Origin of the sequence: Flavobacterium jumunjinense (assembly GCF_021650975.2) — a bacterium.
Classification (GTDB): domain Bacteria; phylum Bacteroidota; class Bacteroidia; order Flavobacteriales; family Flavobacteriaceae; genus Flavobacterium; species Flavobacterium jumunjinense.
Genome location: NZ_CP091285.1, coordinates 370,403 through 390,603, shown reverse-complemented (window position 1 = coordinate 390,603; position 20,201 = coordinate 370,403). Strand labels below are relative to the sequence as shown.

Sequence of the window (20,201 nt, the reverse complement as noted above, 5' to 3'; positions counted from 1 at the left end):
CACACAAATTATACATATTTATTAAGGATATGAAAACAGATGCATTCGCTTTAAGGCACTTAGGACCAAGAGAAAACGACTTACCAAAAATGTTAGAAACCATTGGAGTCGAGACATTAGATCAATTAATATTCGAAACTATTCCAACAGATATTCGTTTAAAGAAACCATTGGAATTAGAACATATTATGACCGAATATGAATATGCAAACCATATTCGTTTATTGGGTAGAACAAATAAAGTTTTTAAATCATACATAGGTTTAGGATACCATCCAACAATTGTTCCACCAGCAATTCAAAGAAATATTTTTGAAAATCCAGGTTGGTATACTGCTTATACACCATATCAAGCAGAAATTGCACAAGGTCGTTTAGAGGCTATTTTAAATTTCCAAACAACTGTTATCGAATTAACAGGAATGGAAATTGCTAATGCTTCTTTATTAGATGAAAGTACTGCTGCTGCTGAAGCAATGGCACTATTGTTTGATGTTCGATCAAGAGAGCAAAAGAAAAATAATGTTTGTAAATTCTTCGTTTCTGAAGAGATTTTACCACAAACATTATCTGTATTACAAACACGTTCTACACCAGTTGGAGTTGAATTAGTAATTGGTAATCACCAAGAGTTTGATTTTTCTGACGAATATTTTGGAGCAATACTTCAATATCCAGGAAAGTATGGACAAGTATATGATTATGCAGATTTTATTAAAAAGGCAAACGATAATGAAATAAAAGTAGCAGTTGCGGCAGATATTTTATCATTAGTAAAACTGACGCCTCCAGGAGAAATGGGAGCAGCTGTTGTGGTAGGAACAACACAGCGTTTTGGAATTCCAATGGGTTATGGTGGGCCTCATGCTGCGTTCTTTGCCACTAAAGAAGAATTTAAACGTTCTATGCCAGGAAGAATTATCGGAGTTTCGCAAGATGCTGATGGTAATCGTGCACTTCGTATGGCATTGCAAACACGTGAACAACATATTAAACGTGAAAAAGCAACTTCAAACATTTGTACAGCTCAGGTTTTATTGTCTGTAATGGCTGGAATGTTTGCTGTGTATCACGGGCCAAAAGGACTACAATATATTGCAGATAAAGTACACGGAATGGCTTCAACTTTGGCTAACGCATTGAATAAGTTGGGTGTTTATCAAACAAATACTGCATATTTCGATACTATTGTTGTGAAAGCAGATGCTAAAAAAGTGAGAGCAATCGCTGAAAGCAAAGAAGTGAATTTTTTCTATATAGATGACGAAACAATTTCAATTTCTTTAAACGAAACGATTTTATTTAAAGATGTTAATGAAGTAATTGCTATTTTCGCTGAAGCAGTAGGAAAAGAAGCTTTTGAAGTTTCTGAATATGTTTTAGATAACAATTATCCGATGCACTTAAACAGAAAATCGGAATTTTTAACGCACGAAGTATTCAATAAATACCATTCTGAAACAAGTTTGATGCGTTATATTAAAAAATTAGAGCGTAAAGACTTGTCTTTAAATCATTCGATGATTGCTTTAGGTTCTTGTACAATGAAATTGAATGCAGCTGCTGAAATGTTGCCTTTAAGTATGCCATATTGGAATACAATCCATCCATTTGCTCCATTAGATCAAGTGCAAGGCTATACTAAAATGCTTAAAAAATTAGAACATCAATTGAATGTGATTACTGGTTTTGCAGGAACTACATTACAACCAAATTCAGGAGCTCAAGGTGAATATGCTGGTTTAATGGCAATTCGTGCTTATCATCAGTCACGAGGAGATAATCAAAGAACAGTTTGTTTAATTCCTGCTTCTGCTCACGGAACAAATCCTGCATCAGCTGCTATGGCTGGAATGAAAATTATCGTTACTAAAACAATGGAAAACGGTAATATAGATGTAGAAGATGTGAGAGCAAAAGCATTGCAATATAAAGATGAATTGTCTTGTTTAATGGTAACTTACCCTTCAACTCATGGTGTTTTTGAAAGTGCTATTAAAGAAATTACTCAAATTATTCATGATAATGGAGGTTTAGTATATATGGATGGTGCAAACATGAATGCACAAGTTGGATTAACAAATCCTGCAACTATTGGTGCAGATGTTTGTCACTTAAACTTACACAAAACGTTTGCTATTCCTCATGGAGGAGGTGGGCCAGGTGTTGGACCAATTTGCGTGAATGAAAAATTAGTTCCGTTTTTACCAAGTAATCCATTAGTAAATGTTGGTGGAGAACAAGCAATTACTGCAATTTCTGGAGCACCTTATGGGTCTGCTTTAGTTTGTTTAATTTCTTACGGATATATTTGTATGTTAGGAGCAGAAGGCATTACAAATGCTACAAAATATGCTATTCTAAATGCAAACTACATGAAAGCACGTTTAGAAGAGCATTATCCAATCTTGTATTCAGGAGAAAAAGGAAGAGCCGCTCACGAAATGATTTTAGATTGTAGAGGTTTCAAAGAAAAAGGCATTGAGGTTTCTGATATTGCAAAACGTTTAATGGATTATGGTTTCCATGCACCTACGGTTTCTTTTCCAGTTGCTGGAACTTTAATGGTTGAACCAACAGAATCTGAGGACTTATCGGAGTTGGATAGATTCTGTGATGCTATGATTTCAATTCGTAAAGAGATTGAAGAAGCTACTGCTGATGATTCAAATAACGTATTGAAAAATGCTCCTCACACATTGAATATGTTAACAGCTGATACTTGGGTTTTACCTTACTCAAGAGAGAAAGCAGCTTATCCATTAGAATATATAGCTGATAATAAATTCTGGCCAAGTGTTCGTCGTGTAGATGAAACCTTTGGAGATAGAAATTTAGTTTGTAGCTGTGCGCCTATTGAGGCATATATGTAATACATTGGTCTTTTATGACTTAATAATAGTAAAGGCTTCGATTTTATCGAAGCCTTTTTTTAGTGTTCTATTTCTTTAATATGCTTATTTGTTAATGTTTTCGAGCGTGAAATTAAAAGGGGTTGAATTTGGTCCTGAACCACCACCTGTCATTACAATGTCTCCACTGAAAATCCCAATCAAATTAATTTCTGTATTAATTTGTGAAATAATAGCAGAGTTCATTACTTCTCCTTCTTCAACCTGAGGGGCGACTCCAATAAAAATTTTAGGTTGGAATTCAAAGACTGCTTTTTGACCAGATGCAATACTCATTTTTGTAGCTAAAAGTTTTCCATCTCTATAACAGTTTCCATTTATTGTTCCTGTTAGTAAGTTGTTTTGTATTTCTACTTCCGACATTGAAACTGCTGGCGTTGTAGATAGCACAAGAATATTTCCAGATGTGCTTTTTACCATTTCAAAAGCTTGACCATCATAAGCTGTTAATGGAGGAGTGTAGTTTCCATAAGAATCACTAGCAGATACCTGAAATTGTAACGGAAATGTAAATGGATGATTGTCTAATCTACCACAGTTTTTAATTACTTTCCAAGCTACTGCGATTTCATCAAAGTTGATTGCCTCGTTTTTTTGAAAAATGACAACACTGCTGTTGTTTGTGTCGTTAGATTTATTGATGAAGTTTAGTTTAATCTGTTCCATTATATTGTTTTTTTAATTACTTGTTTTATATTAGTATGTTTTGTTTAGGTAATAAAGATATTAATATTGTAAATCTCAACAATAAGTAGAAATACCTGTTTTTTTGTAACTAATTGCTTCGATTGAAAAAAAATATTAGTTCGAAATATTTTTAAATAATTATCTTTGACACTAAATAGAATAGTACGTGGCAAGGTTTATTGCCAGATCTGTTTAATAAAAATGAGCATTAAGAAATGAGAGACATAGAGACGAGAGAAGATATAATACTTATTATGCGAAAGTTCTATGACAAACTATTAGTTGATGAAACTATTAGTTTTTTCTTTATAAGAGTAACTAAGGTTGATCAGCATTTAGAAGAACACTTTGAAATATTAGCTACTTTTTGGGAGCAAGCATTATTTTTAAAAGGCGGATATCATAATAATATGTTTCAAAAACATAAAGATATCCATGAAAAATCGGCTTTTACAAAAGAACACTTTGATACATGGTTGAAACATTTATACACCACTTTAGATGAGTATTTTAAAGGAGAGAAAGTAGAACAAATGAAAACCCAAGCTTTAAATATGGCTACAGTATTACAAATAAAGTTTTCGCAATAAATTGCTTTAAAATAAAGAAATAAGTATTTTATTAGCAATAATTTGGTTATAATGCAATAACTTTAAATATTACAAACGGATTAAGCGATTTTCTGAAAAATATTAATAAATTCGTTACAGAAACACAATATTATGAATATCAAAATAACAGGTTCTGGAAGTTATATACCGAATCTAAAGGTTACAAATCAAGATTTTTCAAACCATAAATTTTTAAATGAAGATGGTTCTGTGTTTAATTCTTCCAATGATGTAATTGCTCATAAATTTGTAGAAATTACTGGAATTCAAGAGAGAAGGTACGCAGAGGAAGGAATGGTGAATTCTGACATGGCTTTTATAGCAGCAAAAAAAGCTATTGAAAACTCAAAAATAGATCCTGAAACATTAGACTATATAATTTTCGCACATAATTATGGTGATATTAAACATAATTCAATTCAATCTGATACTGTTCCAAGTTTAGCAACACGAGTAAAACATTTGCTACAAATACAAAATCCTAAATGCGTTGCTTATGATGTCTTGTTTGGTTGTCCAGGCTGGATAGAGGGAGTAATTCAAGCACAAGCTTTTATTAAAGCAGGAATGGCTAAAAAATGTTTAGTTATTGGTTCAGAAACGTTATCAAGGGTTGTAGATAAACACGATAGAGACTCGATGATTTATTCAGATGGGGCAGGAGCTACAGTTATTGAAGCTACAAATGAAGAAGGAGGAATTTTGGCTCATGAATCGGCAACATTTGCGTTTGATGAGGCTAAATATTTGTTTTTTGGAGAGTCATACAATAAAGAATTAAATTCTGATGTTTGCTATATAAAAATGTATGGTAGAAAAATCTATGAGTTTGCATTAAATAATGTTCCTAAAGCAATGAAAGAGTGCCTTGATAATAGTGGTATAGCTATTAATCAAGTGAAAAAAATATTAATTCATCAGGCCAATGAAAAAATGGATGAAGCCATTATTCAACGTTTCTATAAATTGTATAAACAATCTGTACCTGAAGGAATAATGCCAATGAGTATTCATGAATTAGGAAACTCTAGTGTTGCAACAGTGCCAACCCTTTATGACTTGTTGCTAAATGAGAAAATCGAAAACCAATCTATTAATAAAGGAGATGTAATTCTTTTTGCATCTGTTGGAGCAGGAATGAATATCAATGCAATAGTATATAGAATGTAATTTTTTTGTTTAAAAGTATAAGGATTAAAGTATAAAAGTTATTTTTACAGCAGTTTTAAAATTTTAAAATTTCCATGTACGAAAAAACTTTTCCTAATAAACGTTTTAAGCTAACCTTAGCATTTCTTAAAAAGCATATTGCAACTTCTGAAACAATTTTTGATTTAGGAGTTTCAAATCCGTTTTCTAAAATTATGATAGAGAACGAATATACTGTTATTAATACTAATGGAGAAGATATAGATAACGATCAAAGTGCATTGAAGGCGGAAGATTATACTGTTTTTACTGCCTTTGAGATTTTTGAACATTTATTAAATCCTTATACAGTACTTGAAAATGTTAAGTGCGATAAAGTGCTTATTTCTATTCCAATGCGATTGTGGTTTGCATCAGCTTATCGAAGTAAAACCGATAAATGGGACAGGCATTATCATGAATTTGAAGACTGGCAATTGGATTGGTTATTGGAAAAAACGGGATTCAGAATTGTAGATAGTATTCAATTTACGCATCCTGTAAAGAAATTAGGTTTTAGACCTTTGTTGCGCTTTTTTACGCCAAGGTATTATTTGGTTTATGCAGTTAGAGAAAAAGAGAATAGATAAAAGAAAAAAGACTATTCCATGAACTATTACATCATCATTCCAGCACATAATGAAGCTCAATTTATTGGTTTAACTTTAGATTCTTTGGTGAGTCAAACCGTTCTGCCAACAAAAATTATTGTAGTAGATGATAATTCTACAGATGCAACTTCTGAAATTGTGCAATCTTATATTGGAAAATATCCTTATATTTCTTTAGTAAATAAAAAATCAGAAGCCATACATTTGCCTGGGAGCAAGGTAATTCAGGCTTTTCATGAAGGAGAAAAACACATTGATGATAATTATGATATTATTGTAAAAGTAGATGCCGATTTAATTTTTCCTTCTAATTACTTTCAAACCATTATAAAACATTTTCAATCCGATGAAACGATTGGAATGGTGGGTGGTTTTGCTTACATAGAAAAAAATGGTGATTGGATTTTAGAAAACTTAACCGATAAAGATCATATTCGTGGTGCTTTTAAAGCCTATAGGAAAGAAACTTTCAAACAAATTGGTGGCTTAAAACCTGCGATGGGTTGGGATACAGTAGATGAATTATTGTGTAAATTCTATAATTGGAAGGTAGTTACAGATGAAACACTACATGTAAAACATTTAAAACCAACTGGAGCTAATTATAATAAAACGGCTCGTTACAAACAGGGAGAAGCTTTTTATAGTCTGGGCTATGGGGTTTTAATCACCTCTATCGCATCATTAAAATTAGCAATGAGGAAAAAGCGACCTTTATTGTTTGTCGATTATATTCATGGTTTTTTAAAAGCCAAATTTTCTAAAAAAGAATTATTGGTTACTAAAGAACAAGCAAAATTTATCAGAAATTACCGCTGGAAGAAAATGAAGGAAAAGTTGTTTTAATTATTGAAGATTAAGTGTATGAATAGATTAAAATTGTTTAGTGTTATACTATTATTTTTAACGTTAAGTGTTAATGCTCAAATACCAAAAGATAAAAGTATTGAGTTTTATAAAGAACAATTTTTTCAATTGCAGAATAAACCTGATAGTGCATTAATATATGTAAATAAAATATTTCAATCGAAAGAAGATATTGATTTAGCATTTGCTTTTACAACAAAGAAATACATTTTAACATTAACAGGAGCAGAGTTTGATGTTGTAGTATACGATAAAAAAATACAAGAGCATTTAAATAGAGTCATTGTTAAAAAAGAATACTATAAAGATTTAGCAAGTATATATATACTCTTAGGTCACATTGATAAAAATCATGGTAAATTTGATGAGTCAATAAAAAAATATATTAAAGCAAGAGAATTTGCTTTGCTAAACGGTGAGCCTTTTCAATTAGCAAAAATTAAAATAAATATTGCAATAAACTTAGGTGCAATTAATTTGTTAGATGAAGCAATAAATGAAATTAAGGAAATAAGAATACTATTGGAAGATATTCATGATTCTAATAATTATAATTTTATAGATAAATACATAACAAATACATTAGGGTCAATTTACTTTAGAAAACTTAATGAAGATTCGAAAGTAAATACAAAATATTGTGATTCAGCAATTACTGAGTTTAATAAAATTATATTAAAAACAGATGAAAAACAATATTTAGCACCAGCGAATTATTATTTAGCACTATTATATAATCATAAAAAAGAGTTTGAGAAAGCAAATGAATATTCAGTTAAGGCAATTGAACTTTATGAAGATTTAAATTTCAATCAATTACTGTTAAATGCTAAGTTTAATTATTACTACAACAATTATCAGAAAGGAGATTTTAAAATTGCCAAAAAAGGTTTTTTAGAGTTTGTTAAACATCATTCGGATACTTTGGTAGATTTTAATTATTTATTATCACATAAATATTTAACCAAAATCTATATTGAAGAAAATAAGGCAGATTCTGTAAATTACTATTATGATACTTTTTTATTATTGTATGAAAAAACAACAGACGAAGAAAAAAAGCAATTTGCAGAAGCATATAGGACACTTGAAAATGCAGATTTAAAAGAAGAAGTGAGTTTAATAAAAAGTGAAAACACCAGTCTTAGGTCTGATAAAGTTTTAATTGCTTTAGTTCTTGGTTTGATGCTATTTGGTCTTATAATTGTTTTTTATTTTTTTATTTTGAGAAAGAAGAAACAAAAGAAAAAATTACTTGAAATTATTGAAAAGTATAACAAAAAAGAACTAGAAAGTGTTACAGTTTCTAATTCAGTTGTTATAAATGATGATATTGAATTAAAAATAATTGAAGGATTAGATAAAATTGAAAAAGCGGAATATTTTCTAGATAAAAATTTTAACCTTCATAATGCTGCTAAAAAAATAAATACTAATACTACGTATCTTTCAAATTTTATAAATAATCATAAAAAAATGAGTTTTAATGATTATACTAATACTTTAAGAGTAGATTTTATTGTTAAAACTTTAATTGAAGATAAAAAAATTAGAAATTATACTACACAGGCATTAGCAGAAATGTTAGGCTATAAAAATGGGGCATCTTTTTCTAGAATATTTAAAGAGAAAACGGGAGTTACCCCGATCCTCTTTATTAACAAATTAAATGAAAAATAATTTAGAAAATACAAGTTCCTGCAGAAGTTGGATTTTCATACATTTCAATGCAATTTTCCCACAATAGGAGCGCTGCTTTATAGTTTGGATCTTTAGGGCTTGGTTCAGTTCCACATGGACCGTTTAAACCATCAGGGTTTCCGCCATTTTTTCCACTAGCACCTTCAATCTTTATTGAATTTATATTCATTAACTCGTTTTTGCTTAATTTTTCAAGCTTTAATTGCTTAATAGACTTTTTCATTTTCTTAATTTTAAGATTATGTTCAAATTTAAAACAAAATAGCATCCTAAAAATGATTTTGCTAGTTGATAGCTAAATTTCGGTTTTGTTTCTGTTTAAATCATTGTTTTTCAGTGTTTTGTTTGTTTTTTAACGCTGTACTATTTATAAATAATACTATATGTATTTATAAATAGTACACTTGTTCAATTGTAAAACTGCTTAATTACCTTAATATTTGCTAAAGAATTCTTGCAAGTTTCTAAGGGAAATAATTTTTAACAATTTAATTTTTTATATTATGAAAAAATCAATTTTAAGTTTAAACAATGTAGAAGAACTAACGACACAAACTAAAAAGAATATTTACGGAGGAAGAGGTAAAGTTCAAGTTATAGCAGATTATTGCTGTTTACCAGAGCCAGGGTATTTTAATAATCCTCAATTAGGAGTTGTCCCATCTGGCGATGGAGTTTGTCCAGATCGTCACATCTACACTGAGGGAATTGCTTGCTCTGGATTGTAATTGAATAAATAATATTTAATTTGTAAACGGGTTACTATTTTTAGTAACTCGTTTTGTTTGTATTAACGAATTAAAAAGCAACTATCGCTGGAAGAAAGTGAAAGAAAAGTTGTTTTAGTAATTTTAAACTTATAGTTTGTAAGTATTCAATCAAAAGCAATAATGAACGGGATTAAGCTTATCAATATAATTGGAATTTTAAGTGTATTTACTTCTTTACTATTGGTTACTTTTTTTAATTACTCTAAAGAACTGGATATGTAAATAGAAATAATAGGTATATTCGACTTTCTGCCAGTTATATTTTTGGAAACAATACTATAAAAGAGAAAAAGAAAAATTTCGGAAATGTAGAAAAGCAAAGAAGAAGTAATTGATAAAAAAGTATAAGCTCATAACTAACAACTCACAACTTATTACTATTTTTGAAGATATTTTAAAACTATGATGCTCATACGTTATTTATCACAAATTGGAAAATATTTTATTATGCTCAAAGAGGTTTTTAATAAACCGACAAGATGGAGTGTAATGAAACAATTAATTCTAAAAGAAGTAGACGATTTAATTATAGATTCATTAGGGATTGTTGCTTTTATTTCCTTTTTCGTTGGAGGTGTTGTTTCCATTCAAACAGCATTGAATTTAACAAATCCTTTAATTCCTAAATATCTAATTGGTTTTGCAACAAGACAATCTATTGTTTTAGAATTTGCGCCTACTTTTATTTCTATTATTATGGCAGGTAAAATGGGTTCTTTTATAACTTCAAGTATTGGTACTATGAGAGTTACAGAACAGATTGATGCTTTAGAGGTAATGGGAGTGAATGCATTGAATTATTTGGTTTTTCCAAAAATGATTGCACTTTTATTATATCCTTTTGTTATTGGACTAAGTATGTTTTTAGGTGTTTTTGGAGGATACGTTGCAGGTGTTTATGGTGGTTTTACAACGAGTACTCAGTTTGTTACCGGACTTCAAACAGAATTTATTCCTTTCCATATAGCTTATGCATTTATTAAAACCGTAATGTTTGCCATAATTTTAGCGACAATACCTTCTTTTCATGGGTTTTATATGAAAGGTGGAGCTTTGGAAGTTGGAAAAGCTAGTACGGTATCTTTTGTTTGGACATCTGTGGTTATTATTTTATCGAATTATATACTAACACAACTCCTTTTAAGCTAATGATAGAAGTAAAAAATATAGAGAAAACTTTTGGAGATCAAAAAGTACTAAAAGGAATTAGTACTCGTTTTGAAGCGGGTATGACTAATTTAATTATTGGGCAAAGTGGTTCTGGTAAAACAGTTTTTTTGAAATCTTTATTAGGAATACATACCCCAGAATCGGGCACGATTGAGTTTGATGGTAGAGTATATTCTAACTTAACTGATGATGAGAAGAGAGAACTTCGTACAGAAATTGGTATGGTTTTTCAAGGCAGTGCTTTGTTTGATAGCATGACTGTAGCTGAGAATATTGGTTTTCCTTTAAGAATGTTTACAAATAAAACACCAGCTGAGATAAAAGAACGTGTTGATTTTGTTATTGATAGAGTAAACCTAATTAACGCACATACAAAGAAACCTTCTGAAATTTCTGGAGGAATGCAAAAACGTGTCGCAATTGCAAGAGCGATTGTAAATAATCCTAAATATCTTTTTTGTGATGAACCAAATTCTGGTTTAGATCCTAAGACCGCAATTGTTATAGATAATTTAATTCAAGAGATTACTGAAGAATATAACATTACAACTGTTATTAATACTCATGATATGAATTCTGTTATGGAAATTGGACAGAAAATCGTTTTTTTAAGAAACGGATTGTTAGAATGGGAAGGAACAAATAGAGAGATTTTTAAAACAGATAATGAAGCAGTTACCGATTTTGTGTACTCATCTGAATTATTCAAAAAAGTAAGAAAAATGTATTTGGAAGAGGATGCAAATTAATGATCCTCTTTAATGATTATTTTATCACTCTTTAATTTTGTTCGCAACCAATTTTGTAGTGTTTTAGATGTTTCTTCTTTTTCTTTTGTTTTTACTTTTTTATTCCATTTTATTAGAAAAGTTGGAATAGTATCTGTTTTTGAAAAATTAGTTTTAATTGCATCTGAAAAAGTGACTTCTTCAATTTCAGGACGTAGTGATTTTATTTCTTTCGCAATATCATTAAAAGGGAAAACTTTTTCTTTTTTTACACTTAAAAGGTTTTTTAATTCGAAAATTTCTTTGTCTTTCTCCAATAATATAGCTTCTTTTTTAACAAGCAATTGTTGATTGGATAGGAAAGAAGATTCTATTTCGTTTATTTTATTGATAGTTTCAATATTACCAGCATTTTGTAATACTTTAAAATTACAGTCTTCATACCCCAATTGTTTCATTTCTTGCTTAAATGTAGAAATATCATCTTTTGAAAGGCTTTTTCCGATAACTGCAAATTCTATTTTCTTAGTAGTGTAGTCAGTATTAACATCTAATATTAGTATGCCTTGTTCTTTTTTTACCTTTTCGATTAGTAAGGTCACTTTTTGTGTAAAATCTGATTTTTTGTATAAACCATAAAACATATAAATACTAGGAACTAAAATTGCCAAAGCAAAAAAGGAAATTACTTGAGAAATTCTTTTTCTTCTGTTTGAATCTGCATAAGCTTCATAAGGGAATTTTAAAAAACGAACGATTATAAATGTTGCAGAGGCAATGAAAATAGTGTTTATTGAGAATAAAAACATAGCACCACCAAAAAAATGCCATTTTCCAGTAGCTAATCCATAGCCTGCAGTGCATAAAGGCGGCATTAAAGCAGTGGCTATGGCAACTCCAGCAATGGTGTTTAAAGATTTGTTTCGTTGGCTTAAAGCTACAATTAAAGCTAGACCACCAGAAAAAGCAATAATTACATCTCTAACATCTGGAATTGTTCTGTTTATTAGTTCGTTTGTTTCGTTTTGGAACATAGGAATACTAAAAAACAAAAACGAAGTAAGTAAACTTAGCACCACCATTACGGCAAAATTAGTCAGCGCTTTTTTAAGAAAGTCAATGTTGTTGATTCCTAAAGAAAGTCCAATACCTAAAATTGGTCCCATAAGTGGTGAAATTAGCATCGCTCCAATTACAACAGGTGCAGAACCAGTGTTTAAGCCTGCCGAAGCGATTAGAATAGAGAAAATTAGTACCCAAGCAGATGTACCTTTCATATATATCCCTGACTTGATATCTTCAATCGTTGCCGTTTTGTCTGAATCTCTAGAGATGTCAAAAACAGCAATAACAAATTCTTTCAATTGTTTGATAATTTCAGAAAAGGTCTTGGATGTATTATCGTTTTCCATTGTTTATTTTAACTTATTTACAATAGCTTTAATTTCTTGTTCTTTGTTTTTTGGGTAAATCAATAAGACATCGTCTTTGTCAACTATTATATAATCGTTTAAGCCGTCAATAACTACTGTTTTCTTGTTTTCAGTTCGAATGATGTTGTTTGATGCGTTTTCTAAAAGTACTTTTGCATTAATAATTGCATTTTCTTGTTTGTCTTTAGGTAATTTATCATATAAAGAACCCCAAGTTCCTAAATCATTCCAATCAAAAGTTGCTGGAAGAACATAAACATTTTGTGCCTTTTCTAAAATAGCATAATCGATAGATATGTTATCTGCTTTTGGATAGTTTTCTAAAATAAAAGCTTTTTCAGCGGGTGTATTGTAAACAGCATAGCCATTCATGAAATGTTCATACATTTCTGGTTGAAACTCTTCAAAGGCTTCTGTAATAGCTTTGATACTCCAAATGAAAATTCCTGCATTCCAAAGAAAATTTCTGCTTTGAATGAACTTCCTAGCTGTAGGGTAGTCAGGTTTTTCTCTAAATTGCGCTACTTTTTTTATAGGACGTGTATCTAATTTGTCAAATTCAATATATCCATAACCTGTATTTGGAAATGTGGGTAATATTCCCAATGTCATTAATGTTTCTTGAAGAACACAGTAGTCGAAAGAACGTTGAATATTTGAAATAAACTGCAATTCATCTTCTATCCAATGATCACTTGGCGCAACAACAACAACTGCGTTTGGGTTTTGTTTTTTTATTTTCAAAGAGGCATATAAGATACAAGGAGCCGTATTTCGCATCGCAGGCTCTAAAATAATTTGCTCTTGTTTTACTTGTGGAAGTTGCTCTAGAACCAAATCATTGTAGCGCTCATTTGTAAGTATTAAAATGTTTTCTTTAGGAATAAGTTGCGATAAACGACTGAATGTTTTTTGTATTAATGTGTCTCCAGTGCCTAACATGTCATGAAACTGCTTTGGGAAATCGGTAGTACTTACAGGCCAAAAACGAGAACCAACTCCTCCAGCCATTAATATTGCGTAATAATTTGTATTCATATTTTGAAAATTAGATTGCAGGTTTGTTATATTTTACTTTTAATATTTTAAAGATACAAATTTAAATATTTAGAAGAAACACAAATAGTGACAAAACAAGTAAAGCTGCGAAAAAGGTTATAAAAAATAATCGATCAAGTGTGGGAGAAAATAAATCTTTCTCATTATTGAAATAGTGATAAGGAAATGTGATTCCAATACTTGATATTAAAGTGATATAGATGTGTATGTTTTTTAAGTCTGAAGATAATCTTAGTTTGAAATATGGAATTAATAGGTAAAACAGATAGAAAATAATAAGTGAAATACTGATTGAAAAATACAAATGCTTGCTTTGTATAACATAATAAGTATCGTGTATATTAATGTCTAAGGTTTTACTTGTATTACAATATATACCTAATAGTAAATATAGGATAATAAAAGCCATCAAAAAAAAATGAGGTTTGTTCTTAAATTGATGTAACATTATAAATTAACTAGGTATTAATTCGACTTCAGCATTAGGTTGGAATAAAAACATTTTCCCTGTTTTTAGCTCAAGACATTCATAGCGTTTCACTCGAAGCGCTATTTTTCTAAAAACACGTCCGTTATGAATTCGAAAATGACTTCCGTATGGGATTTCAAAGATATAATTTTTATCGGATTCATTTTCGTCAAATTGCTTTAATGCTAATGATAAGGTTGCGTCTGTGTCACTACTTGCTTTAGGGTTCTTGAAATGTCTTGCTAATAGCGGAAGCAACTGTGTTGGGAAAATTTCTGGGCGAATAAAAGGAACCATTAAGTGCTGAAAGGTTAATTTCCATTCGTTACCATGTGGTTTTATATACCTGCCATATTTTTCAAAAGCGACTAGATGGGCAATTTCATGAATTAAAGTAATAAGAAAGCGATACTTGTTTAAACTTGCATTTACTGTTATTTGATGAAATCCGTTAGCATTTTTTCTGTAATCACCATGACGTGTTAAACGTTCATTGACGATTTTTAGATGTACTCGATTTATTTTGATTAACTCAAAACAAGAAGAGACAGCATGCTCAGGAAGGTATTTATTTAAAACATCACTCATCGGATGCAAATTTATCTATTTTTGACAGAATTATTATATATTTAGGTAATGAATAATGAAATAAAAAACTATTATGATGAATTAGCCACAACTTATGATGAAAATAGGTTCGGAAATTCATACGGAAAATTCATTGATGAACAAGAGCGTACGTTTTTATTAGCGCATCTGCCAAAGAGTAATGATTTTAGCATTTTAGATTTAGGTTGTGGTACTGGAAGGCTTTTAGAATTTGCAAATTTTGGAGTTGATGTTAGTGAAAAGATGATAGAAATTGCAAAAAATAAGTTTTCAGATAAAGAGTTTAAAATTGGTAGTATTTCATCAATTCCTTATGATGATGATTTTTTCGATACGATTTTTTCTTTTCATGTCATTATGCATTTAGACAAAACGAGTACTTTGGATTTTTTAAAAGAATCTAGGTTGAAATTAAAAACAAAAGGGAATTTAATTTTTGATTTTCCTTCTAAGAAAAGACGCTTATTAACCAATTATAAAGCAGATAACTGGCATGGAGCAAATCATTTTTCAATAGATGAAATAAAAGAAGTAATAGGTGAAGAGTCGGTAATAAATACTATTAGAGGTGTGCTTTTTTTACCTATTCATAGGATTCCTATTCGATTTAGAAAATTTGTTTTAAAATTAGATGATTTGCTTTGTAACTCTTTTTTAAAAGAATATGCCTCCTATCTAATAATTGAACTAAAGAAAAAATAAAGATGAAGAAGTGGATTCCTAAAATATGGAAAGTCAGGCTAAAATTAGGAATTCGTTCTTTAAAAGATTATAAAATTAACTTTGCTAAACCATCAGAGGGAAAGATAAATTTTGCCTTTAAAGTTGGAACAACTCAAGAAATAAAAAAAGGTAATTATTTCGAAAACAAGGTGCATAATTTTAAGATAGCAAAAGAAAGAATAGAAAAGGTTGTAGTGTATCCAAATCAAGTTTTTTCTTTTTGGAAGATAATAGGAAATCCTACAGAAAAGAATAAATTTAAAAAAGGGAGAAATATTGTTAATGGGACAATATCAGAAGAAGTAGGAGGTGGTCTTTGTCAAATTTCAACTCTAATTTACGTTACAGCACTGAAATCAAACTTTGAAATTATTGAGCGGTATAATCATTCAGTAGATATTTATTCAGAGGAAGATCGGTTTACTCCATTAGGCTCTGATGCTACTGTTGTTTATGGATACAAAGATTTAAGAATAAAAAACAACAAATCTTTTCCAATTTGTTTTTCTTTCAAAATAGATGATAAAAGTATAATATGTACAGTTGGGAGTGAAAAACAAATAATCGAATCTGAACTTAATTTTATTAGATATGAAAATCAAGTTCAGAAACGAATAAGAGTGGTAACTATAATCGATAATTCTGAAAAATACGAATCTAATTATGCAATACAATAATTATGGAGTAGTTGAAGAAACTTGCAAAACTTTTCCGTTATAGAATTTATTTCCTGTTAATGAGAAATTATAAATATAATCAGCCATTTCTGTAGCGGAAATTGGTGCTTCATAACCAGGAAAAGCTTCTTGAAGCATTTCTGTGTTAACAGCACCAAGCGCTAGAACATTAAAAGAAATACCTTGTTCTTTGTATTCTTCGGCTAATAATTCTGAAAGTGTTATAACTGCACCTTTGCTCGAACTGTACGCGGCTAAACCAGCAAATTTCATGCTTCCTTGAATACCACCCATTGAACTAATCGTGATTACATGGCTTCCTTTGCTCATGTAAGGAATGCATATTTTTGTCAATTCGGCTACAGCAAAAACATTCACTTTGTAAATATCTTGAAATTCTTTAGATGTAATTTCTTGGAAAGGTTTGTGTAAAAGACTACCAGCATTATTAATTAAGATATCTACCTTCTTCCACGTGGTTGAAACGAAATTACTTACTTGCTCTAGTTGATTTTCATCTGAAATGTTGATTGCTAAGCAAGTAATATTTGGGTTTTCAATTAAACTTTTAGGTGTTTTTCTAGAAATAGCTAATACATTATGACCTTCATTTGCAAACTGCAATGCTAATTCGTAACCAATTCCACGAGAAGTTCCAGTTATGATTATGTTTTTCATTATTTTTTTATTTGAATCTCTTTTGTTGGTGAGTTAATCATTTTTTCTAATACAGGAATCATTTTGTTTACCACATTTGCCATGTGAGTAGGATCCATTAATTCAAATTCATCATCTGGTTGATGATAAAATTCAAAATTTTCAAAATCAAAAGTAGAGACAGTTTGTGCAGGAACATCAAATTCAGTAAAAAACGGATAATTATCAGAAGCTCTAAATAATTGATATTGTGTTTCTGCTGGAATATAACCAATTAGTTTTTCGCCTGCATATTCATTCATGGTTTGTGCCATATTGGTTTTTCCAAAGCCAGTTAAATAGAGTAACATGTCTTTCCTAACCATTGGAACACCAATCATTTCGAAATTAAACATGAAATATAAATCCATGTTTTGTTTTTTTAATTTTTGAGCTAAATGTTTAGAACCTAATAATCCTTTTTCTTCCGCAGAGAAAAACACAAACAATAAACTTCTTTTGTTATTTTTGGCTTTGGCAAAATATTTCACAACTTCTGTTACAGCTGTAGATCCAGATGCATTATCATTGGCACCATTACCAATATCATCTCCGTTAACAGCGCTTATTTTTCCAATATGATCGTAATGTGCTCCAATAATTACAAATTCATTTTTTAATTTCGGATCAGAACCTTCAATATAACCAACAATATTATAGGAAGTTTTGTTATAATTTGAAAGTGTGTCTCTATAGGTTTTAAAGTAGGGATTTACACTGTTTTCTTTTAATATGTTTTCTAAAAAAATACTTGCTTTTTCTATTCCTTCACTACCTGTGTCTCTTCCTTCTAATTCGTCAGAAGCAAGGTAAGATAATGTTTTTGATACACTTTCTGGAGTTGAAAAAGTAAGCTCTTTAATTGAAGTGCTTTTTTTAGATGTTGTTGTTTCTTTTTGAGCAATACAAGAAGAGAAAATGGTAAATGAAGCAATTGCTAAGAAAAATCGCATAATGAATTTGTTTTTTGTAAAAATAAAAAAAAATCCTGAATTGATTCAGGATTATAGTAAAAGTCTTTTTTAGGGGAATAACTGATCTTTAAAACAATTTTTCACTTTATTCTTTAATTAAGTGATTCCAATTAATATCTGCATTTGCTTTAAGTATCGATTCATTCTTGTTCCAAAGTTTTAATGTATTGGTTAAATAAGCATTGTAAAAAAGATAAAGCTTGTTATTAATGATTTTGAAAGTAGTTGGATTTATTTTTACTTTTTCGCTAGTTTTACCAATTGCGTAAGCACACCAACCACCATATTGAGGTTCGTATTTTGATGGAGACTTTATGAAAAGTGCCTTGTTGTTATTTGATGAGAAATAATAAATTATGCCGTTATGATTGTGTTGAAATTCGGGTTTTCCTTTAACGGCTTTGTTTGTTGTAAAATAGGCAACGGGATCATAGCCTTGAATGCCTAAGTCTTTTTCAAGATTGAAGTTCTTAATTCTACTCTCTGTGGTTTGAGAAAATCCAATAATTGTAATAAAGTGTATGAATAAAAATAAATGCTTCATAATACTAATGTTTTTGTTATAAAGCAAAATTAATGTCTTCATAAAAAAAAGACTGTTAGTTATAGAACACTTAATGTATTTAGTTTTTAAAATTATTGTTTTTAGAATCTAAATGTTGCTGATGCTCTTTCTTTTCAGCTATTTTTTTTAAGTTTCTTGTTTTTAAAATTTCTTTCTTTTCTCTATATTTCATATAGGTATAATGATGTTGGATAGTGTTTATGAAGCTAAGAATCATACCAATACCTACAATTATATATAAAACAGTAAAAAGTTTTCCTGCATCAGTTTTTGGGGTAAAATCACCGTAACCTATGGTTGTCAATGTAACAACAGAAAAGTATAATGAGTCAATAATTCCCCACCCTTCTAAATAATGATACGTTAATGTTCCAATTAAAAGTATCATAAATGTGGTGATTAATAAATCTCTGTATTCATCATCTTGTAAAAAGGAGATGACTGTTCTAAAAAAAAACATAGTATTAAGTTTGTTTGGATTTTCTAATGTACAAATTTAATTTAGATTTATGATTTGTTTAGGTGTTTTTAGTAGAATTAAAACTAAATTTGAAATAAAAAAAATGAAAAAAAGTATTATTGCTTGTGCTTTAGTTTTTTTTGCGAGTCAGAGCTTTCAAGCGCAATCTAAAAAGTTAAACGTGGAGAATAAAAAGGAAATGAAAATGAAAGAAAGTTTATATCATTTTAAAGTGGAAGATATTGAAGGGAATGAGTTCGATTTCTCTACTTTGAAAGGGAAGAAGGTAATGATAGTGAATACGGCTTCTAAATGTGGATTAACACCACAATATAAAGAATTGCAAGCTTTGTATGAAAAGTATAAGGATAGTGATTTTGTAATTGTTGGCTTTCCTGCAAACAACTTTGGAGCACAAGAACCAGGTACAGAAAGCGAAATTGCAACTTTTTGTGAACGTAATTATGGTGTAAGTTTTCCTATGATGAGTAAGATTTCTGTAAAAGGTGACGATATGCATGTCATTTATCAATATCTAACTCAAAAGTCTAAAAACGGTGTTGAAGATAGTGAGGTAAAGTGGAATTTTCAAAAATATCTAATTAATGAAAATGGAATATTAGAAAAAGTAATAGCTCCAACAACTTTACCAACTGATGCTTCAATTGTTAATTGGATTGAAGGTAAATAATATTAAGGTTTTAAAAATAATTGCATAATTACAGAGTTTAGCCATTTGTCAAACTTATAGCCAGATTCTTTAATTACTCCAACGGTTTCAAAACCATATTTTTCATGAAACTTCACGCTATTTTGGTTTTCAGAATCAATTACAGCTATCATAGTGTGAAGTTCTTGTTTTTTAGCTAAAGTTATTAATTCGGAAAGTAAAAGGTTACCAATGCCTTTTCCATGCTCTTTGTGTGTAACGTATACCGAATGCTCAACAGTGAATTTATATGCTTCTCTAAAACGAAATTCACTATAATATCCAAAACCAACAACTTTATTGTCTTGCTCAGCAACAATTATAGGGAAATTTTTCTCTAATTTGTCTTCAAAAATAGCTATTTGTTGCGATAATGTTCGCGCTTTGTAATCGTATAAAGCTGTAGAATTTAGTATATTGAAGTTTATAATGTCTAAAATGGCTTCACAATCGGAAGAAGTATAAGGTCTAATGAAGATTGACATTGTAAAAAGTATTTATTTTCAAACAAAAGTATAAAAAACCTTTTCAACTTTATAACTTTGCAATTAAATATACATTCAGTTTTTTTGAATATTTTAA

The 20,201-nt window shown here is 29.8% G+C and carries 22 protein-coding genes; 12 read left to right on the top strand and 10 right to left on the bottom strand.

The genetic code is table 11. The features are described from left to right. The first annotated feature begins 29 nt into the window (after positions 1–29). A complete protein-coding gene (gene gcvP, locus L2Z92_RS01945; RefSeq protein WP_236457172.1) occupies positions 30–2,873 on the top strand; it encodes an aminomethyl-transferring glycine dehydrogenase in 2,844 nt (947 codons plus the stop codon). A gap of 84 nt (positions 2,874–2,957) precedes the next feature. Here gcvP and L2Z92_RS01940 read toward each other — a convergent pair whose 3' ends face one another. After that, positions 2,958–3,578, bottom strand: coding sequence for a hypothetical protein (locus L2Z92_RS01940; protein ID WP_236457171.1), 621 nt, complete (start codon positions 3,576–3,578; stop codon positions 2,958–2,960). A 236-nt stretch (positions 3,579–3,814) separates the two neighbouring features. Here L2Z92_RS01940 and L2Z92_RS01935 point away from each other — a divergent pair, with 236 nt between their 5' ends. The 5 genes from L2Z92_RS01935 to L2Z92_RS01915 all read left to right on the top strand — a co-directional run bounded on the left by L2Z92_RS01935 (position 3,815) and on the right by L2Z92_RS01915 (position 8,556). Then, positions 3,815–4,189, top strand: coding sequence for a group III truncated hemoglobin (locus L2Z92_RS01935; RefSeq protein WP_236457170.1), 375 nt, complete (start codon positions 3,815–3,817; stop codon positions 4,187–4,189). Positions 4,190–4,321: 132 nt separating this feature from the next. Beyond that, positions 4,322–5,380, top strand: a complete 1,059-nt coding sequence (locus L2Z92_RS01930; RefSeq protein WP_236457169.1) for a 3-oxoacyl-ACP synthase III family protein — start codon at positions 4,322–4,324, stop codon at positions 5,378–5,380. A 74-nt stretch (positions 5,381–5,454) separates the two neighbouring features. Then, positions 5,455–5,988 (top strand): methyltransferase, encoded by a 534-nt coding sequence (locus L2Z92_RS01925; protein ID WP_236457168.1) that lies wholly within the window; start codon positions 5,455–5,457, stop codon positions 5,986–5,988. 18 nt (positions 5,989–6,006) lie between these two features. Further along, complete coding sequence (locus L2Z92_RS01920; protein WP_236457167.1) at positions 6,007–6,855, top strand: glycosyltransferase; 849 nt, start codon at positions 6,007–6,009, stop codon at positions 6,853–6,855. 18 nt (positions 6,856–6,873) lie between these two features. Further along, positions 6,874–8,556: a helix-turn-helix domain-containing protein gene (locus L2Z92_RS01915; protein WP_236457166.1), complete on the top strand. Its 1,683-nt coding sequence runs from the start codon at positions 6,874–6,876 to the stop codon at positions 8,554–8,556. Position 8,557: 1 nt separating this feature from the next. On the opposite strand, the gene L2Z92_RS01910 is transcribed toward L2Z92_RS01915, so the two are convergent. After that, positions 8,558–8,800 carry a hypothetical protein gene (locus tag L2Z92_RS01910; protein ID WP_236457165.1) on the bottom strand — a complete coding sequence of 81 codons (243 nt, stop codon included), beginning with the start codon at positions 8,798–8,800 and terminating at the stop codon, positions 8,558–8,560. 280 nt (positions 8,801–9,080) lie between these two features. On the opposite strand from L2Z92_RS01910, the gene L2Z92_RS01905 reads away from it, so the two are divergent. From L2Z92_RS01905 to L2Z92_RS01895, 3 genes are all read left to right on the top strand, one after another. Further along, on the top strand, positions 9,081–9,305 hold the full coding sequence (locus tag L2Z92_RS01905; protein WP_236457164.1) for a hypothetical protein: 225 nt from the start codon (positions 9,081–9,083) through the stop codon (positions 9,303–9,305). Between the two features lie 444 nt (positions 9,306–9,749). Next, the gene (locus tag L2Z92_RS01900; RefSeq protein WP_236457163.1) at positions 9,750–10,496 is read left to right on the top strand and encodes an MlaE family ABC transporter permease; all 747 of its coding nucleotides are present in this window, start codon (positions 9,750–9,752) and stop codon (positions 10,494–10,496) included. Then, positions 10,496–11,266 (top strand): ABC transporter ATP-binding protein, encoded by a 771-nt coding sequence (locus L2Z92_RS01895; RefSeq protein ID WP_236457162.1) that lies wholly within the window; start codon positions 10,496–10,498, stop codon positions 11,264–11,266. The genes L2Z92_RS01900 and L2Z92_RS01895 overlap by 1 nt, the downstream gene beginning before the upstream one ends. Here L2Z92_RS01895 and L2Z92_RS01890 read toward each other — a convergent pair. The 3 genes from L2Z92_RS01890 to L2Z92_RS01880 form a co-directional block, all read right to left on the bottom strand. Beyond that, positions 11,263–12,657, bottom strand: a complete 1,395-nt coding sequence (locus L2Z92_RS01890) for a DUF389 domain-containing protein (protein ID WP_236457161.1) — start codon at positions 12,655–12,657, stop codon at positions 11,263–11,265. The two genes, L2Z92_RS01895 and L2Z92_RS01890, sit on opposite strands and share 4 nt — an antisense overlap. 3 nt (positions 12,658–12,660) lie before the next feature. Further along, a complete protein-coding gene (locus L2Z92_RS01885) occupies positions 12,661–13,716 on the bottom strand; it encodes a mannose-1-phosphate guanylyltransferase (RefSeq protein ID WP_236457160.1) in 1,056 nt (351 codons plus the stop codon). Between the two features lie 475 nt (positions 13,717–14,191). Beyond that, on the bottom strand, positions 14,192–14,794 hold the full coding sequence (locus L2Z92_RS01880) for a SprT-like domain-containing protein (RefSeq protein WP_236457159.1): 603 nt from the start codon (positions 14,792–14,794) through the stop codon (positions 14,192–14,194). A gap of 48 nt (positions 14,795–14,842) precedes the next feature. On the opposite strand from L2Z92_RS01880, the gene L2Z92_RS01875 reads away from it, so the two are divergent. Both L2Z92_RS01875 and L2Z92_RS01870 read left to right on the top strand, forming a co-directional pair. Further along, complete coding sequence (locus tag L2Z92_RS01875; RefSeq protein WP_236457158.1) at positions 14,843–15,517, top strand: class I SAM-dependent DNA methyltransferase; 675 nt, start codon at positions 14,843–14,845, stop codon at positions 15,515–15,517. 2 nt (positions 15,518–15,519) lie between these two features. Further along, positions 15,520–16,215 (top strand): VanW family protein, encoded by a 696-nt coding sequence (locus L2Z92_RS01870; RefSeq protein WP_236457157.1) that lies wholly within the window; start codon positions 15,520–15,522, stop codon positions 16,213–16,215. Here L2Z92_RS01870 and L2Z92_RS01865 read toward each other — a convergent pair whose 3' ends face one another. The 4 genes from L2Z92_RS01865 to L2Z92_RS01850 all read right to left on the bottom strand — a co-directional run bounded on the left by L2Z92_RS01865 (position 16,216) and on the right by L2Z92_RS01850 (position 18,910). Further along, positions 16,216–16,893 carry an SDR family NAD(P)-dependent oxidoreductase gene (locus L2Z92_RS01865; RefSeq protein WP_236457156.1) on the bottom strand — a complete coding sequence of 226 codons (678 nt, stop codon included), beginning with the start codon at positions 16,891–16,893 and terminating at the stop codon, positions 16,216–16,218. Continuing rightward, entirely contained in the window at positions 16,893–17,864 is a 972-nt protein-coding gene (locus tag L2Z92_RS01860) for a M28 family metallopeptidase (RefSeq protein WP_236457155.1), read from the bottom strand. The genes L2Z92_RS01865 and L2Z92_RS01860 overlap by 1 nt, the downstream gene beginning before the upstream one ends. A gap of 106 nt (positions 17,865–17,970) precedes the next feature. After that, positions 17,971–18,429 carry a YHS domain-containing (seleno)protein gene (locus L2Z92_RS01855; RefSeq protein ID WP_236457154.1) on the bottom strand — a complete coding sequence of 153 codons (459 nt, stop codon included), beginning with the start codon at positions 18,427–18,429 and terminating at the stop codon, positions 17,971–17,973. Positions 18,430–18,508: 79 nt separating this feature from the next. Beyond that, positions 18,509–18,910: a potassium channel family protein gene (locus tag L2Z92_RS01850; RefSeq protein WP_236457153.1), complete on the bottom strand. Its 402-nt coding sequence runs from the start codon at positions 18,908–18,910 to the stop codon at positions 18,509–18,511. Positions 18,911–19,013: 103 nt separating this feature from the next. Here L2Z92_RS01850 and L2Z92_RS01845 point away from each other — a divergent pair, with 103 nt between their 5' ends. Then, positions 19,014–19,601: a glutathione peroxidase gene (locus L2Z92_RS01845; protein ID WP_236457152.1), complete on the top strand. Its 588-nt coding sequence runs from the start codon at positions 19,014–19,016 to the stop codon at positions 19,599–19,601. A gap of 2 nt (positions 19,602–19,603) precedes the next feature. Here L2Z92_RS01845 and L2Z92_RS01840 read toward each other — a convergent pair whose 3' ends face one another. Continuing rightward, positions 19,604–20,104, bottom strand: a complete 501-nt coding sequence (locus L2Z92_RS01840) for a GNAT family N-acetyltransferase (RefSeq protein ID WP_236457151.1) — start codon at positions 20,102–20,104, stop codon at positions 19,604–19,606. Between the last annotated feature and the right edge of the window lie 97 nt (positions 20,105–20,201).